Annotated in this window: 16 protein-coding genes; 6 read left to right on the top strand and 10 right to left on the bottom strand. The window is 54.8% G+C overall.

The window, feature by feature from the left end; genetic code table 11:
* Positions 1-10 precede the first annotated feature (10 nt).
* The 5 genes from pdxY to anmK all read right to left on the bottom strand — a co-directional run bounded on the left by pdxY (position 11) and on the right by anmK (position 4,561).
* Positions 11-871 (bottom strand): pyridoxal kinase PdxY, encoded by an 861-nt coding sequence (gene pdxY / locus ACNT1W_RS13385; protein ID WP_012144951.1) that lies wholly within the window; start codon positions 869-871, stop codon positions 11-13.
* Between the two features lie 65 nt (positions 872-936).
* Positions 937-2,211: a tyrosine--tRNA ligase gene (gene tyrS / locus ACNT1W_RS13380; protein WP_012144950.1), complete on the bottom strand. Its 1,275-nt coding sequence runs from the start codon at positions 2,209-2,211 to the stop codon at positions 937-939.
* Positions 2,212-2,350: 139 nt separating this feature from the next.
* Positions 2,351-3,004 carry a pyridoxamine 5'-phosphate oxidase gene (gene pdxH / locus ACNT1W_RS13375; protein ID WP_099061829.1) on the bottom strand — a complete coding sequence of 218 codons (654 nt, stop codon included), beginning with the start codon at positions 3,002-3,004 and terminating at the stop codon, positions 2,351-2,353.
* 87 nt (positions 3,005-3,091) lie between these two features.
* Positions 3,092-3,394, bottom strand: a complete 303-nt coding sequence (locus ACNT1W_RS13370; RefSeq protein WP_017892676.1) for an MliC family protein — start codon at positions 3,392-3,394, stop codon at positions 3,092-3,094.
* 45 nt (positions 3,395-3,439) lie between these two features.
* Complete coding sequence (gene anmK, locus ACNT1W_RS13365) at positions 3,440-4,561, bottom strand: anhydro-N-acetylmuramic acid kinase (RefSeq protein ID WP_012144947.1); 1,122 nt, start codon at positions 4,559-4,561, stop codon at positions 3,440-3,442.
* Positions 4,562-4,928: 367 nt separating this feature from the next.
* Between anmK and ACNT1W_RS13360 the strand changes: the two genes are divergently transcribed.
* On the top strand, positions 4,929-5,393 hold the full coding sequence (locus tag ACNT1W_RS13360; RefSeq protein WP_026142354.1) for a glycine zipper 2TM domain-containing protein: 465 nt from the start codon (positions 4,929-4,931) through the stop codon (positions 5,391-5,393).
* Between the two features lie 87 nt (positions 5,394-5,480).
* Here the strand turns inward: ACNT1W_RS13360 and slyA are convergent, their stop codons facing one another.
* Positions 5,481-5,915, bottom strand: coding sequence for a transcriptional regulator SlyA (gene slyA, locus ACNT1W_RS13355; RefSeq protein ID WP_012144945.1), 435 nt, complete (start codon positions 5,913-5,915; stop codon positions 5,481-5,483).
* A gap of 180 nt (positions 5,916-6,095) precedes the next feature.
* Here slyA and ACNT1W_RS13350 point away from each other — a divergent pair, with 180 nt between their 5' ends.
* From ACNT1W_RS13350 to ACNT1W_RS13340, 3 genes are read left to right on the top strand one after another with little or no spacing between them, the layout of a single operon-like run.
* Complete coding sequence (locus ACNT1W_RS13350) at positions 6,096-6,332, top strand: DUF1656 domain-containing protein (RefSeq protein WP_012144944.1); 237 nt, start codon at positions 6,096-6,098, stop codon at positions 6,330-6,332.
* A 3-nt stretch (positions 6,333-6,335) separates the two neighbouring features.
* On the top strand, positions 6,336-7,193 hold the full coding sequence (locus ACNT1W_RS13345; protein WP_115184780.1) for an HlyD family secretion protein: 858 nt from the start codon (positions 6,336-6,338) through the stop codon (positions 7,191-7,193).
* 9 nt (positions 7,194-7,202) lie between these two features.
* Entirely contained in the window at positions 7,203-9,230 is a 2,028-nt protein-coding gene (locus ACNT1W_RS13340) for an FUSC family protein (RefSeq protein WP_261408022.1), read from the top strand.
* A gap of 9 nt (positions 9,231-9,239) precedes the next feature.
* On the opposite strand, the gene sodC is transcribed toward ACNT1W_RS13340, so the two are convergent.
* Complete coding sequence (gene sodC, locus ACNT1W_RS13335) at positions 9,240-9,761, bottom strand: superoxide dismutase family protein (RefSeq protein ID WP_012144941.1); 522 nt, start codon at positions 9,759-9,761, stop codon at positions 9,240-9,242.
* A gap of 240 nt (positions 9,762-10,001) precedes the next feature.
* On the opposite strand from sodC, the gene ACNT1W_RS13330 reads away from it, so the two are divergent.
* The gene (locus tag ACNT1W_RS13330) at positions 10,002-11,852 is read left to right on the top strand and encodes a polyurethanase (protein WP_419245686.1); all 1,851 of its coding nucleotides are present in this window, start codon (positions 10,002-10,004) and stop codon (positions 11,850-11,852) included.
* 67 nt (positions 11,853-11,919) lie between these two features.
* Here ACNT1W_RS13330 and ACNT1W_RS13325 read toward each other — a convergent pair whose 3' ends face one another.
* The 3 genes from ACNT1W_RS13325 to ACNT1W_RS13315 all read right to left on the bottom strand — a co-directional run bounded on the left by ACNT1W_RS13325 (position 11,920) and on the right by ACNT1W_RS13315 (position 14,106).
* Complete coding sequence (locus tag ACNT1W_RS13325) at positions 11,920-12,816, bottom strand: aldo/keto reductase (RefSeq protein ID WP_115184783.1); 897 nt, start codon at positions 12,814-12,816, stop codon at positions 11,920-11,922.
* Positions 12,817-12,915: 99 nt separating this feature from the next.
* Complete coding sequence (locus ACNT1W_RS13320) at positions 12,916-13,155, bottom strand: DUF1289 domain-containing protein (RefSeq protein ID WP_012144938.1); 240 nt, start codon at positions 13,153-13,155, stop codon at positions 12,916-12,918.
* A gap of 21 nt (positions 13,156-13,176) precedes the next feature.
* Positions 13,177-14,106, bottom strand: coding sequence for a LysR substrate-binding domain-containing protein (locus ACNT1W_RS13315; RefSeq protein WP_419245685.1), 930 nt, complete (start codon positions 14,104-14,106; stop codon positions 13,177-13,179).
* A 123-nt stretch (positions 14,107-14,229) separates the two neighbouring features.
* Here ACNT1W_RS13315 and ACNT1W_RS13310 point away from each other — a divergent pair, with 123 nt between their 5' ends.
* Positions 14,230-14,871, top strand: coding sequence for an NAD(P)-dependent oxidoreductase (locus ACNT1W_RS13310; protein WP_012144936.1), 642 nt, complete (start codon positions 14,230-14,232; stop codon positions 14,869-14,871).
* Positions 14,872-14,946: the final 75 nt, after the last annotated feature.

Genomic DNA, 14,946 nt, shown 5'->3' with positions numbered 1-14,946 from the left:
GCCGGCAGAGTTACAGCATGACCGCTTTAAACTCGCAGCCCGGCTGCACAATACGCTCCTGAGCCGCCACCACCTGCAGCTCATACTCACCCATCGCCTGGGTCGTCAGCATCACTTCATACACCGCCGCCGTGACGTGCTCGAGTGCTTTGTCCAACGCCTCACCCTTGAGCAAATTAACCAGCAACAGACCACTGGTCAGGTCGCCTACACCCACCGGTTGACGCTCGCCGAAGTCCACCAGCGGACGGCTGATGTGCCAGGCCTGACTAGCCGTGATCAGCAACATTTCGAAACAGTCGATATTATAACCGGCACGGCTCAGATGCTTGACCAGCACCAGCTTCGGCCCTTTGGCAATCAGCTCGCGTGCGGCGCTTACCGCCTGCTCCACGTTGGTCACAGTACGCTGGCTCAGCAATTCCAGCTCCAGCAGATTGGGCGCAATCATGTCACTGCACGGCAACGCCTGCTGACAATGAAACTCCGCCACGCCCGGTGCCACGATGCAACCTTTTTCCGGATGACCCATCACCGGATCGCAGAAATACCAGGCGTTCGGATTGGCCTGCTTAACCTGACGCACAATCTCAAGAATATGGTTGCCCTGCTCCGGCGAACCGATATAACCGCTCAGCACCGCATCGCAGTGCTTGAGTTGATCTATATCCGCAATACCCTGGGCAATCTCGGTCAGATGGCTGGCCGGCATCACGCAACCGGTCCACTTGCCGTACTGAGTATGATTGGAAAATTGCACGGTGTTCAGCGACCAGACGTTAACGCCCATGCGGCGCATCGGAAACTCTGCCGCGCTGTTGCCTGCATGGCCAAACACCACATGGGATTGAATAGAAAGAATGTTTTTCATCAAAAACCTGCTCTGAGGCCTTAAAAATAAAGGGGCCGCTGAGGGCCCCTTTGCTGCAACTTTGTTTACTGCCAATCAACCAGGCAGTAATGCTTTTTGCCGCGACGCAGCAGCGTGTAGCGACCGAACAGGCGATCGGCATCGCTGAAGTTGTATTCGGCGTTGGACTGTTTCTCACCGTTGATGGTCACCGCATTGGAACCGATCATGGTGCGCGCCTGACCGCGTGAAGGCACCAGTTCGGCGTTAACCAACGCCTGCTGCAGATCGGCGTCGCCATCGAGCTTGATGGTCGGCATGCCGTCCTGTGCCAACTGGGCGAAGTCTGCTTCGGTCATTTCGTGCAGCGCGCCAGAGAACAGGCTCTGGGTGATACGCTTGGCCGCAGCCAGACCTTCCGCACCGTGTACCATACCGGTCACTTCTTCTGCCAGAACATACTGGGCGCGTGGCGCTTTACCGCTGTTCTTGTCTTCTTCTTCCAGCGCGTTGATCTCGGCCAGATCCATAAAGGTGAAGAACTTCAGGAAGCGGTACACGTCGGCATCGGCGGTGTTGATCCAGAACTGGTAGAACTTGTACGGGCTGGTTTTTTCTGGTGCCAGCCAGACTGCGCCACCTTCGGTCTTGCCGAATTTGGTGCCGTCAGCCTTGGTGATCAAGGGCACGGTCAGGCCGAATACCTGTTGCTGGTGCATGCGACGGGTCAGGTCGATACCGGAGGTGATATTGCCCCACTGGTCGGAACCGCCGATCTGCAGTTCAACCTGATGACGGTTGTACAGCTCGGAGAAGTCGAAGCCCTGCAACAGGTTATAGGAGAACTCGGTGAAAGAAATGCCCGAGTCGTCACGGTTCAGACGCTGCTTCACCGCTTCCTTGTTGATCATCTGGTTGACGGAGAAATGCTTGCCGATGTCACGCAGGAAGGTCAGCACGTTCATGCCGCCAAACCAGTCGTAGTTGTTGGCGGCAATTGCGCTGTTGCTACCACAGTCGAAATCGAGGAACGGAGAAACCTGTTTGCGGATTTTATCCACCCACTCATTCACCGTTTCGGTGGTATTGAGCTTGCGCTCAGCCGCCTTGAAGCTCGGGTCACCGATAAGGCCGGTGGCACCGCCAACCAAGGCTACCGGCTTGTGGCCTGCGAGCTGGAAGCGCTTCAGGCACAACAGAGGAACCAGATGGCCCAAATGCAAGCTGTCAGCGGTCGGATCGAAACCGCAATACAGTGCAATTGGCCCTTGCGCCAGTCGCTCTGCTAACGCTTCTTCATCCGTAACCTGGGCAACGAGGCCCCGCTCTTGCAGTTGTTTAATCAAGTTGCTGCTTGCCATCAATGACTCCATGTATAAACGAATGCACCTTTGTCGGTACACGACCTTTCGCCCACTGGCGAAATATTAAATTCAGAATAACGCATAGAATAAAGCGCCGGCGACATCAGTGCCAGCGCTTAAGGGGGATTTTCACCGATCAGGGTGCCAGTCGGTCAATTTTCCAGTCATTCCCGTCCCGTTGATACAGGAAACGGTCATGCAGACGGTTGGCACCGCCCTGCCAAAACTCGACGGAGTCGAAATTAACCCGGAATCCACCCCAGAAACTCGGCAATGGCACTTCGCCCTGTTGGAATTTTTGCTTCAGTTCGAGGAATTTGCTCTCCAGCACGCCGCGCGCTGAAATACGCGATGACTGCTGCGATACCCAGGCGCCGATCTGACTGTCCTTCGGCCGACTGGCAAAGTATTTCATGACTTCGAACGTGGACAGGCGCTCCGCTTTGCCGAGGAAAATGACCTGACGATCAAGCATGTGCCACGGGAACAACAGGCTGATGTGCGGGTTATTCGCCAGTTGCTGCGCCTTGCGGCTGCCCAGATTGGTGTAGAACACCAGCCCTTTGTCATCAAAATGCTTGAGCAACACAATGCGCTGGTAAGGTTGGCCGTTTTCATCCACCGTCGCCACACACATGGCGGTCGGATCCGCCAGGCGGGCGTCACAGGCCTGTTTCAGCCAATGCTCGAACAGTTCCAGGGGATTGGCGGACAGATCGTTACGGCGTAGGCCACCACGGGTATATTCGCGGCGCAGGTCCGCAACATCAAATTCATTATTTTCAATCATTCGGTTATCAACCAACTGAAAAATCGTGATTCTATTCTGCGCCTGCGGCGTCAGGATCTCAATCGCTCTGACGCCGCAACGACCGGATCAATTCGTCAGCGTACAGTCGCTCATAATCACTTTGCCATTACGCTCAAGATAGGCGTTTTGGCCCTTCGACCAAAAGGTGTACTTATCATCGCTGTATTTTGCACCGGACATGGCCAGTACCTGTTTCAGCTTCAGTTGCTCACCGTCCATCAGCAGGCTGACGGTGCTTTCCTTACCGTCCAGTGACACCGTCAACGGCGTGGTGCCGCACTGGTAATGCAAGGTTTGGCTGTTTTGCGGCAGAACATAGCTGCAGCCGGCCAGCACCAATGTGCCGGCGGCAATAATGATTTTTTTCATGCTGTTGCTCCTTAGGGAAATCCATCGATTTCTATCCTAACAGAGCTAACGGCCCCCCAAAGGCAAAACCGGATAAATCCCACCCAGCAGGGTTTCACAACTGGCACCGGTCACCGAAGGCAGATTGCCGGGCTGCCCGGACAAGGTGCGAAACGCCAACCAGGCGAAGGCCAGCGCCTCCATATCGTCGCCGCTAATGCCGAAATCATCCGTCAGGCACACCTCGGTTCCTGGCAACAACGCAGACATTCGTGCCATCAGCAACATATTCCGTGCCCCACCGCCGCAAACCAGCAGACGTTCACAGCCGCCCGCCAACTGAACCTGTTCGCAAATGGTGACCGCCGTCAGTTCCGTCAACGTGGTTTGCACATCAACCGGGCTGACTGCCGCCAGACCCGCGAGCTGACGCTCCAGCCAGGCCGCGTTGAAATATTCACGCCCAGTGCTTTTCGGTGCCGGTAGCGAGAAGTAAGGATCGGCCAGCATCTGTTGCAACAGCGGCAAGCAAACGCGCCCCGCCATCGCCCAGCCACCATCCTTATCGTAAGGCTGTGATTGATGACGCCATATCCAGGCATCCATCAGCATATTGCCCGGCCCGGTATCAAAGCCACGCACCGCAGCCCCCGGCAACAGCATCGACAGATTGGCTATGCCGCCGATATTCAACACCATGCGGCGCTCTACCGGGTGCGACAGCAGTGCCTGATGGAAAGCCGGTACCAACGGAGCTCCCTGACCGCCGTAGGCCATATCACGTCGGCGAAAATCGCCAACGGTGGTGATATTGGTCAGTGCGGCAATGCGATTATTGTCGCCCAACTGCATAGAAAAACGCGCATCCCCTTCGGGTTCATGCCAAACCGTCTGGCCATGACAACCAATGGCGGTAATGTCGTGCGCAGCCACACCGGTTTGCTTCAGCAAGCCCAGTACCGCCTCGCCAAACAGCGTGCCAAGCTGCGCATCCAGCCGCCCGACCGCAGAGAGCGTGGTCTGCTGGCCCTGGCACATCCCGAGAATATCCTGCTTCAGTTGGAGCGGCATCGGATGGCTGTAACTGGCCTGTTGCGCCACCATACGTCCGTCAATCGCAGCAAGCACCACATCGACCCCATCCAGACTGGTGCCAGACATAACACCTATATAGCGGCCTGACTTCATAGCGACATCCTTTACCCTTTACGGGGAAGCAAAATTTTGACCTGACAAATAAACCAGAATTGCCACATTAACGCCATGAAATATGTTGTATTTTTTCACCTCTGTGAGCGATGCGCCTGTTTTTAACCCATGCCGAATATTGATAAGTACGGCTAAACAGCGCTTCAACACGCAATGGAATTTCTTCCAACGCTGTTATAAAGCTAAACCACCGTTTATTATTGGTTGAACAGAACAAAGCTAAGCTGCGTGCAGTAGCGGGTTATGGTGATATGCGTGCGTTTAAGCCATACTTTGTCTATCATTTTTATGAATCTGGCCTGGTAAGGTTTCCCAGGTTATGGACTACTACCAACAGGAGTTTTATATGATCAAGCGTCTTCTCGTCGTTGCCATCGCCGCAGTTACGCTGGCAGGGTGCGCCAATGATTCCATGTCCGGCGACGTTTATTCCGCTTCGCAGGCCAAACAGGTGCAAACCGTGACTTACGGCACGCTGGTTTCTGTGCGCCCGGTCAAGATCCAGGGTAGTGAAACATCGAACACCATTGGTGCCATCGGCGGTGCCGTGCTGGGTGGTTTCCTTGGTAACACCGTCGGCGGCGGCACAGGCCGTAGCCTGGCGACGGCAGCCGGCGCTGTAGCAGGCGGCGTAGCAGGTAACAGTATCGGTGAAGCTGCCGGTCGTACTTCAGGCTATGAGCTGGAAATCAAGACCGACCAGAAAGAGAACATCGTGGTGGTTCAGAAGGCGGGCGACACCAAGTTCAGCCCAGGGCAACGCGTTCGTATGGCTCGCACTGGCGACACCATCACCGTGTCCCCACTGTAAGCTGAACTTAGCGGGTAAAACCGGAGGCTTTAGGCCTCCGGTTTCATTTCCGATGCTGTGAAATCTAATCGTATAAAGAAGAAGTTCTTATTGTTTATTTTGCAGTTCAGTAATGTTTTGTTCCAACTTGCCAATCAAACCTACCAACAATTGCACTTCGTCAGTGGTAATCCCACTCAAAATTTCACCACGCGTCGAACTGATCACGCTGTCCACCTCCCTGATAATGGGATCGGCAGCTTCAGTCAGCTTGATACGCTTCGCACGCCGGTCGTTGGCGCAGGTGTGGCGAGTAATCAGCCCCTTTTCTTCTAACTGGTCCAGAGTACGAACCAATGACGGTTGCTCAATGCCGATCGCCTTGGCCAGCTGGATTTGCGACTGCTCCGGCGGTAAACGATTGATACTGTGCAGGGTTACCCAATGTGTTTGCGTCAGCGCCAGCGGCTTGAGCCGATGATCGATCAGCGCGCGCCAAACACGAACTAATCGTGCTAAATCGGAACCTAATGTTGACTCCACTTACCCCTCCTTATAATTAGCATGCTAACATACCCTCCCAGAGTTTAGACTATTTTGAGTAACTAACATTAAAAACACAAATGTATATAATGTATATTGTGGAATTAGCCACCATTTTGGCCAGTTATTGTTTATTCTCTATGCAAAGACTCAACATATTCACTCATCGGGATTGTTAATGTGAATACTTCATGGCTCCATGCCTCGTCCCCGCTACCCGATTTGGTGCTGGGCGCCTCGCTTTATTTTCCACCCATATTTAAGGCTGTGTTGCTTGGCCTGGTTTTATGGCTACTGGTACACCACCTGTTGCGAGACTGGATTTATTCCGGCGAAATTTGGCATCCCATGCTGATGGATTTGTCTATTTTCGTCATTGCCGTCAGCGGCGCCCTGTGGCTTTTAGCAAGTTGGTAACCGATGACACATAAAACATTAAAATATTTTTCTACGGTAATCGTCTGCGCCATTGCCATCTGTGCCGGCTGGTGGTTGTGGAATTATTATATGCAATCCCCGTGGACCCGTGATGGAAAGGTACGCGCAGAACTCGTCAATATCACACCAGAAGTTTCTGGAAGATTAGAGAAAATAACCGTTCATGACAATCAGTTCATACCTGCGGGAAGTCTGATTTTTGCGATCGACCCTGTGCCATACCAGATTGCGCTCGACAATGCTGAGGCTGCACTGGCAAAAGCACAGTCCGATATGGCCAAAACCGACCATGAAGCGGCTCGCCGTCGCAGCCTGCCAAAAAATGTTATTTCTGCAGAAGATATGGATGAGTCAAATTTAGCAGCCCAGGCAATGAAAGCGGCCTATAAAGCCGCTCAGGCCAATCTGGAACAGGCCAAATGGAATTTAAGTAAAACTAAAATTTATGCCCCTACCGATGGCTATATCACCAATTTACAAGCCCGGGTCGGAAACTATGCCAGTGCCGGGACTCCGCTGGTCGCACTGGTCGACGTACATTCTTTTTATGTCCTCGGCTATTTTGAAGAAACCAAGCTAAAGCATATAAAAGAAGGCAATAAAGCGGATATCGTTTTATATAATGGCAACACTCAGCTCCGGGGCGAAGTAGAAAGCATTGGCCGCGCCATTTACGATCAGAGCGTTGAAAGCAGCAGTGATTTATTAATGGACGTGAAGCCCAACGTGCCTTGGGTACGGCTGGCACAGCGCGTACCGGTGCGGATAAAACTGCTGGATGTGCCTGCTGATTTACCCTTGGTCGCCGGCACCACCTGCACCATCTCCATTCATCAGTAAGGCTTACCAGTGAACCTGCCTTTTTTGGAATGGAACCGTACCCCCTGGGGGAAAGCCAGCGCTGGGCAATGGCGTTATGCGCTGCGCAATTCGCTGGCGATGTGCCTTTCGTTATGGGTAGCGTTCGTCCTCAATCTTGACGAGCCTTACTGGGCACTCACCTCAGCGGCGGTGGTCAGTTTCCCCACCGTCGGTGGCGTGATCAGTAAAAGCATCGGGCGAGTTTTCGGCAGTCTGGTCGGTGCTGCCGCGTCAATGGCCATCGCCGGTCATTGCCTGAACGATCCCTGGCTGTTCACGCTGTTCATTGCCGCCTGGATCGGCCTGTGCACTTACATCTCCAATCATTATCAAAACAACGTCTCCTACGCCTTTGCATTGGCGGGCTATACCGCCGCCATCATCGCCTTTAGTACGGTCAACGTCACCGACACCCAGCAAATCTTTGATATCGCCCAGGCGCGCGTTTGCGAGGTGATTACCGGTATTCTGTGCGGCGGCCTGATGATGATGATCCTGCCCAGCACTTCGGACGGTGAAGCACTGTTGACCTCTCTGCGGCGCATGCACCTGCGGTTGCTGGAGCACGCCGCAATGCTGTGGCAACCCGAGATCACCGTACAGATGCGCACGTCACATGAAGGGGTCATCGGCCAGATCCTGACCATGAACCTGCTGCGTATTCAGGCCTTCTGGAGCCACTACCGGCTGCGTCGGCAGAATAACCTGCTCAACTATATGCTGCATCAACAACTGCGCATTACCAGCGTGATCTCCAGCCTGCGGCGCATGCTGCTGAACTGGCCGGATCGCCCGGCCAACCTGGCGACCGTTTTGGATCAGTTGCTAAACGAGCTACGCAATCCCGATACCGATAAATACCGGCTGGCCCGCATCCTGCTGCAGATAGCGCCGCAGGATCCTGCCGATTACCGCCACCGCGCCTTTTGGCTACGCCTACGCCATTTCTGTTGGTTGTACCTTAACTGCAGCCGATGGTTGCAACGGTTGGAGAACGCCACCCCGGTCAGCGAGATACAGCCGCCACGTGTGACTTCTCTGGCTCGTCATACCGACAGTTACGAGGCCGCCTATAACGGCCTGCGCACTTTTCTGTGCATTATTCTCGGCTGTGCTTACTGGATTAACACCCAGTGGGACGCCGGCAGTTCGGCACTGACGCTGGTTGCCATCAGTTGCGTGCTCTATTCCTCCACACCGTCCCCTATCAACAGCATCACCACCCTGCTCAAAGCGGTAACGCTGCTTTCGATCGTCTGTTTTTTGGTGAAGTTTGGCCTGATGATTCAGATAGATGATTTGTGGCTGTTCTGCGCCTTCCTGTTCCCGGTGCTGGTCACCATGCAGATGCTCAAGCTGCAGAATCCCTCCTATGCTGCACTCTGGGGGCAACTGATCGTGTTTATGGGCTCGTTTTTGTCCGTCACCAATCCGCCAAGCTACGATTATCAGTCGTTTATCAATGACAGCATCGGCAAAATTGTTGGCGTGCTATTAGCCGGTATGGCGTTCCAGATCTTGCGGCCGAGCTCAGACAAACGCAAAAGCCGGCGCATTATCCGCGCCCTACGGCGAGACTTTATCGATCAGCTGAGTAAAAAACCGCAGCAGAGCGAGAGCCAGTTTGAATCGCTGATTTATCACCGCATCAGCCAATTGAATCAAAGCCAGGATCAAGAGGCACGCAGTTGGTTATTGCGCTGGGGCGTGGTGCTGCTCAACTGCAGCCATATCGTTTGGCAACTGCGCGACTGGCAGACCCGGTCCGATCCGCTCTCGGCGGTACGCGACGTCTGCATTCACTGTTTGCGGGGCATTATGACGGAGAAAGGCGTACAGCACCGTTCGCTGGACGCCAGCCTGCAGGAGCTGCAGCGCATGAGCAATGCGTTGGCGCACCACCCGGAACAGGCGGCGCGCGATCTTGCCGGATTAATTTGGCGGCTTTACTGTTCGTTGCAACAGTTACAGCAGGCCATCACCCCGCCTGACAGTACCGCGGCAACCGCGAGTTAAGCGTCTTTATCACTTAATGACGCCGCAGGCGAAACGCTCCCCTCCGCCCCCCAGCGGTTTCGGGCTATCGGCGTGGTTATCGCCCCCGGCGTGCACCATCAGCGCCTTGCCGGTTATTTCACTGATTTTTTTCAGCCGCGGCGCCAATACCGGATCCTTGGCCATGCCGTCGTTGGTCACGTAAATCGCCGGCAGATCCCCCAAATGGCCGTCGGCATAAGGGCCAAGGTGTTTACCGGTTTTTTGCGGGTCAAAATGTCCGCCCGCTGCCAGCGCCGCAACCGCCTTGCCCTCTTTCATCCCCGGCTCGCAACTGCCGTTCTCATGAACGTGAAAACCGTGCACGCCAGCCGGTAACGCTTTGAGCTGTGGGGTAAACAGCAGGCCGTAGGGCGTTTCGCTGATCGTCACTTTGCCAATTTCCTGACCAATTCCCTGCCCGGTCACCAGATTCATGTCAACATCCACCGTCGCCGCCTGAGCAGCTCCGCAAGCCATCAGACCGAAGGCCGCATACCAATAATGTTTCATTAATCAATCTCCTTGGATTTCCTGTGAGTATTGAGTATACGAGAATCTGTGACGCCGACGCTCAAAATGCGCACAATTTTGCCGATCAAATTCGCATTCTGAATAATTCATACTAATAATAATTCTACCGACATCGGTCCTCTGACCAGCTGTCGTTCGGTATATCCTCTCTACCAGCACAAGCTGCAATAGCTATTCAAAGATCACCCCGGCACTGCAGCTAATTCATAAGGAACTGATATGGGAATCTTTAATTATCAAGAGCTCGACGAGGCAAAATCCAAGGCGTTATTCACTGACGCCCTGGCGATTTCCACCTATGCCTATCACAATATCGATAACGGCTTCGATGAGGGCTACCACAATACCGGTTTTGGGCTGGGCTTGCCCTTCACGCTGGTGACGGCGTTAATTGGTAGCACGCAATCACAGGGTGGGTTACCCGGCATTCCCTGGAACCCCGACTCGGAAAAGGCGGCGCTGGCGGCGGTAAATAACGCCGGTTGGTCATTGATAGGGGCCGACCAATTGGGTTATAGCGGTAAAACCGACGCGCGTGGTACCTATTACGGTGAAACGCTGGGTTATACCACCGCTCAGGCTGAAGTATTGGGTAAATATGACAGCGAAGGTAATCTCACCTCCATTGGTATTGCTTTTCGTGGCACCAGCGGCCCACGCGAATCCCTGATTACCGATAGCATTGGAGATTTGATTAATGACCTGCTGGCGGGGTTTGGCCCTGCCGGTTATGCCGATAATTACAGCCTGAAGGCCTTTGGTACCCTGCTGGGGGATGTCGCCAAATTCGCCCAGGCACACGGGCTGAGCGGCGATGACGTGACCATCAGCGGCCACAGTCTCGGCGGGATGGCGGTGAACAGCATGGCGGCGCTCAGCGACGACAATTGGGGCGGCTTCTATGCGCAATCAAGCTATGTGGCTTTCGCCTCGCCAACGCAATACGAGACCGACGGCAAGGTGATTAATATCGGCTATGAAAATGACCCGGTATTCCGCGCGCTGGACGGCACCACGTTAACCCCGGCAACTTTTGGCGTGCATGATGCGCCGCAGGAGTCCGCCACCAATAATATCGTTAATTTCAACGATCACTACGCCTCTGCCGCCTGGAATATTCTGCCCTTCTCAATCCTGAATATTCCAACCTGGCTATCCCATCTGCCATTCTTTTATCAGGACGGCTTGATGCGGGTGCTGAATTCAGAGTTTTATTCGCTGACCGGCAAAGACTCGACGGTGATTGTCTCCAACCTCTCGGATGTCACCCGTGGTACTACCTGGGTTGAAGATCTCAATCGCAATGCCGAAAAACACAGCGGCCCGACCTTTATTGTCGGCAGTGACAGCAATGATTTAATCAAGGGCGGCACCGGCAACGATTATCTTGAGGGGCGCGCCGGTAATGACACTTTTCGCGACAACGGTGGTTTCAATATAATTTCCGGCGGCGAAGGCAATAACACCCTGGATCTGCAGCAGGCATTGAAAAATAGCGAGGTCGCCTACGACGGCAACACGCTCTACCTGCGTGACGCCAAAGGCGGCATCACTCTGGCCGAGGATATTGGCACACTGCGCACTAAAGAAACCTCCTGGATAATCTTCAGCAAAGAGCTGGATCATCAGGTTACCAGCGCCGGATTAAAATCGAGCGAAGGGCTAAAAGCCTATGCTTCGTCGCTCAACGGCGGCGCGGGCGATGACAACTTGCAGGCGCGTGCCAATGATAAATGGCTGTTCGGCGACGATGGCAACGACACCCTGCTTGGCCATGCCGGCGGCAATTTAACCTTCGTCGGCGGCGCCGGTAACGACGTCATACACAGTCAGGGCGGCAGCAACACCTTCCTGTTCAGTGGCGACTTTGGTCAGGACCAGATTTACGGCTATCAGGCGCAGGACAAACTGGTCTTTATGGGGACCGATGGCAGTAGCGAAGGCGGAAACTTCCGAGATTTCGTTTCTGAAGTGAACGACAATCTGGTGTTTAACTTTGGCGGCAATACGGTCACGCTGGTCGGACTGGGGCTAAACAGCCTGTCGGACGGCCAGGTGGTGCTGGCCTGATGCCCCGAAGAATCAAAAAGTAAAACCGGGCAGTCACCGCTGCCCGGCTTCTTATGATTATAGTGATTTAAGGTACGTCGTAACCCAGGGCCGCCTTGCGAATACGGAACCACTGCTGACGACTCAACGTCAACTGCTGTGCCTGCAGCGCCGAACGCACGCGCTCAATCTTGCCGGAGCCAATAATCGGCAGAGGAGACGACGGCAAACGCATCACCCAGGCGTACACCACCTGTTCGATAGACTCGGCGCCAATCTCCAGCGCCACCGCCTGCAGCTCATCGCGCAGTGGCTGGAATTCGGCGTCGCTGAACAGACGGCCGCCGCCCAAACAAGACCAGGCCATCGGCTTGATGCGCAATTGCTGGCACTGATCCAGCGTGCCATCCAGAATAGCCGGCTGATGGATCGGCGAAATCTCCAGTTGATTGGTCACCAGTGAGAACGGCAGACGCGACTGCAACAGCGTGAACTGCGTCGTGGTGAAGTTGGATACGCCGAAATGGCGTACCTTGCCGCTTTTATGCAGCGCCACAAAGGCTTCGGCCACCTCATCGGCATCCATTAACGGATCCGGACGGTGGATCAGCAGCAGATCGAGGTAATCGGTATGCAGATGCTCCAGTGAGCGTTCCGCACTGTTAACGATATGCTCACGGTCAGTAATGTAGTGGCCAATCGGGTTACCCGGTTTGGCGGTGGTGGCGATACCGCATTTGGACACCAGTTCCATCGACTGGCGCAGTGAAGGCTTCAGGCGCATCGCTTCACCAAAGGCTTGTTCGCAGGCATAGCCGCCGTAAATGTCCGCATGGTCAGCGGTAGTGACACCCAGCTCAATATGCTGCTCAATAAACGTCAGCAACTGCTGTGGTGACATGCCCCACTCCATCAAACGCCAGTATCCGCAAATCATGCGGGAAAATTCAGGCCCCTGCGGCGCGAGTTGTACACGGTTTACCATTGTTGAAACCTCATGACATTGTTTAATGCCAGCATACACAAGCGGATAACACGGTGGGAAGCGGAAAGCCGCGCTTACGTGCGGCAGATCAGAAATGACTTAGAACAACGACGGTTGTTCCGGCAAGGGCTCATCCGGCTGTTTACTGGCTCGCTGCAGGCGCAGCAAGCGTTGGTGGCACAGACGCAGCACGTCGCGTTTTTGTGCATCGCTCATTTGCATCCAGCCAAAGCGTTCCTCGCGGCTGCGCAGGCAACCACGGCAAAAGCCGCGATCGTCGGCCTGACAAATGCCGCGACACGGGCTGGGGATATCAAAAAACTCGAGCTGCTGCGCCACACGTCCTCCTGCGTTCTCTTGCTAATTGAAGACGCCATCGGCGCCGCTGGCAAGTGACTTTTCGGCATGTCGGTGAAAATAGTCGCGTAAATAACGCAGCGCCTGACGATTTTTCTCCGGCATTGCCCGTTCTAGCGTCAGCGCGTGCAGCCTCAGTGGGGCCGGTCGCCATTCAGGCATCAGTTGGATCAGTTCACCGCGCTGCAATTCATCCTCTATTTCATACAGCGGTTGAATCGAGATCCCCAGACCGCTGCGGGTGAAGCCGCGCATCACGGTCATGCTGTCGCTGACGATCTGCCCTTCCCCCAGACGTAATTTTAGCTGCTGACCGCCCTGATGATGCAAATCCAGATGCGCCCCGCTGAAAGCGCCCGAGATCCAGCGATGCTGCACCAGGTCCTGCGGCGCTTCCGGCACCCCGTACTGGCTAAGGTAGCGCGGAGCGGCACACAGCACCATTGGCCATTCGGCCAGCGGATGAGCAATCATATTGGCATCGGCCAGTTGACGATTGACCCGCAGTGCAATGTCGATCCGTTGTTCGATCATGTCGACGATTCGATCGTCCGCCAACACCCGCAGAGTCAGTTTGGGATGCGCCTGCAGCAGCGGTGCCAGCGCCTCTGCGAGCGGACGGCCACCGATGCCAATGGTCGTAGCGATACGCAGCTCCCCCACCAGAGTGTCACGCAACTCGGCCAGCCGCTGTTCAGCCTGCTGCGCCTGAAACAGCATTGCCTCGCAGCCGGGGTGAAATGCCGCCCCTGCCTCGGTCAGCGCCAGCCGTCGCGTAGAACGATGTAACAACGGCACACCGAGCGCTTTTTCCAACGAACGCATATGCTGGCTGACCGCCGATGGCGTCATGCCCAGCCGCCGGGCCGCGCCGGCAAAGGATCCTTCCGCCACCACGGTAGCGAAAACCGCCATTCGATTCAGTTTATCCACGATTATGAAGTTTTACTTACTCAAGAAAGCATGAATATGGCACTAATCAACCCTATTGTTAAGTACTACATTGTAGATACGCGCTCAGGTGAATCTGAGCTGATACACGACAGGAGCAAACAGATGAAAGTAGCCATTATTGGAGCAACAGGTTTTGTTGGCCGCCGCGTGGTGGATGAAGCGCTGAACCGCGGTTTGCAGGTCACGGCGATTGCACGTCAGCAAAAAGATTTGCCTGACAACGCAAACCTGACCATCGCTTTAGGCGACGTCGCCGACACCGAATGGCTGGCAAAACAGCTAACCGGTCAGGACGCGGTAATCAGCGCCTTTAATCCGGGTTGGGCGGAAGAAAACCTGTACGAGAAAACCACCAGGGGCTCCCAACAGATCCTGGACGCGGTGAAAAAATCCGGCGTCAAACGCCTGTTGGTGGTTGGCGGTGCCGGCAGCCTGGAAGTGGCTCCGGGCGTTGAACTGGTCGATACCCCGCAGTTCCCGGAAAATATCCGTCCGGGCGCTCAGGCCGTGCGTGATTTACGCAATAAATTGCGCAATGACTCTCAACTGGACTGGACCTATTTGTCTCCGGCGGCACTGCTGGAGCCCGGCAAGCGTACCGGTCAGTTCCGTCTGGGCACCACCAAACTGCTGATGAACGGCCAGGCCCCGGCGGGTATCTCCGTGGAAGACCTGTCGGTAGCAATTATCGATGAGATCGAAAAACCGCAGTTTATTAAAGCGCAATTTACCGCCGCCTATTAATCATTCTCGCCTTAATCCCCCGCGCCAGACCGCCCGGTCTGGCGTCTCTCAAGCTAAACCGAAATTAAACAACTC

Origin of the sequence: Serratia sp. NFX21, from assembly GCF_048517035.1 — a bacterium.
Classification (GTDB): Bacteria; Pseudomonadota; Gammaproteobacteria; order Enterobacterales; family Enterobacteriaceae; genus Serratia; species Serratia quinivorans.
The sequence above is the reverse complement of the archived record's forward strand: the minus strand, read 5'-3'. Positions and strand labels throughout refer to the sequence as shown.

Coding starts and splice junctions, on each gene's coding strand:
- pdxY (WP_012144951.1), bottom strand. CDS start 871: ATGAAAAACATTCTTTCTATTCAATCCCATGTGGTGTTTGGCCATGCA.
- tyrS (WP_012144950.1), bottom strand. CDS start 2,211: ATGGCAAGCAGCAACTTGATTAAACAACTGCAAGAGCGGGGCCTCGTT.
- pdxH (WP_099061829.1), bottom strand. CDS start 3,004: ATGATTGAAAATAATGAATTTGATGTTGCGGACCTGCGCCGCGAATAT.
- ACNT1W_RS13370 (WP_017892676.1), bottom strand. CDS start 3,394: ATGAAAAAAATCATTATTGCCGCCGGCACATTGGTGCTGGCCGGCTGC.
- anmK (WP_012144947.1), bottom strand. CDS start 4,561: ATGAAGTCAGGCCGCTATATAGGTGTTATGTCTGGCACCAGTCTGGAT.
- ACNT1W_RS13360 (WP_026142354.1), top strand. CDS start 4,929: ATGATCAAGCGTCTTCTCGTCGTTGCCATCGCCGCAGTTACGCTGGCA.
- ACNT1W_RS13345 (WP_115184780.1), top strand. CDS start 6,336: ATGACACATAAAACATTAAAATATTTTTCTACGGTAATCGTCTGCGCC.
- sodC (WP_012144941.1), bottom strand. CDS start 9,761: ATGAAACATTATTGGTATGCGGCCTTCGGTCTGATGGCTTGCGGAGCT.
- ACNT1W_RS13330 (WP_419245686.1), top strand. CDS start 10,002: ATGGGAATCTTTAATTATCAAGAGCTCGACGAGGCAAAATCCAAGGCG.
- ACNT1W_RS13325 (WP_115184783.1), bottom strand. CDS start 12,816: ATGGTAAACCGTGTACAACTCGCGCCGCAGGGGCCTGAATTTTCCCGC.
- ACNT1W_RS13310 (WP_012144936.1), top strand. CDS start 14,230: ATGAAAGTAGCCATTATTGGAGCAACAGGTTTTGTTGGCCGCCGCGTG.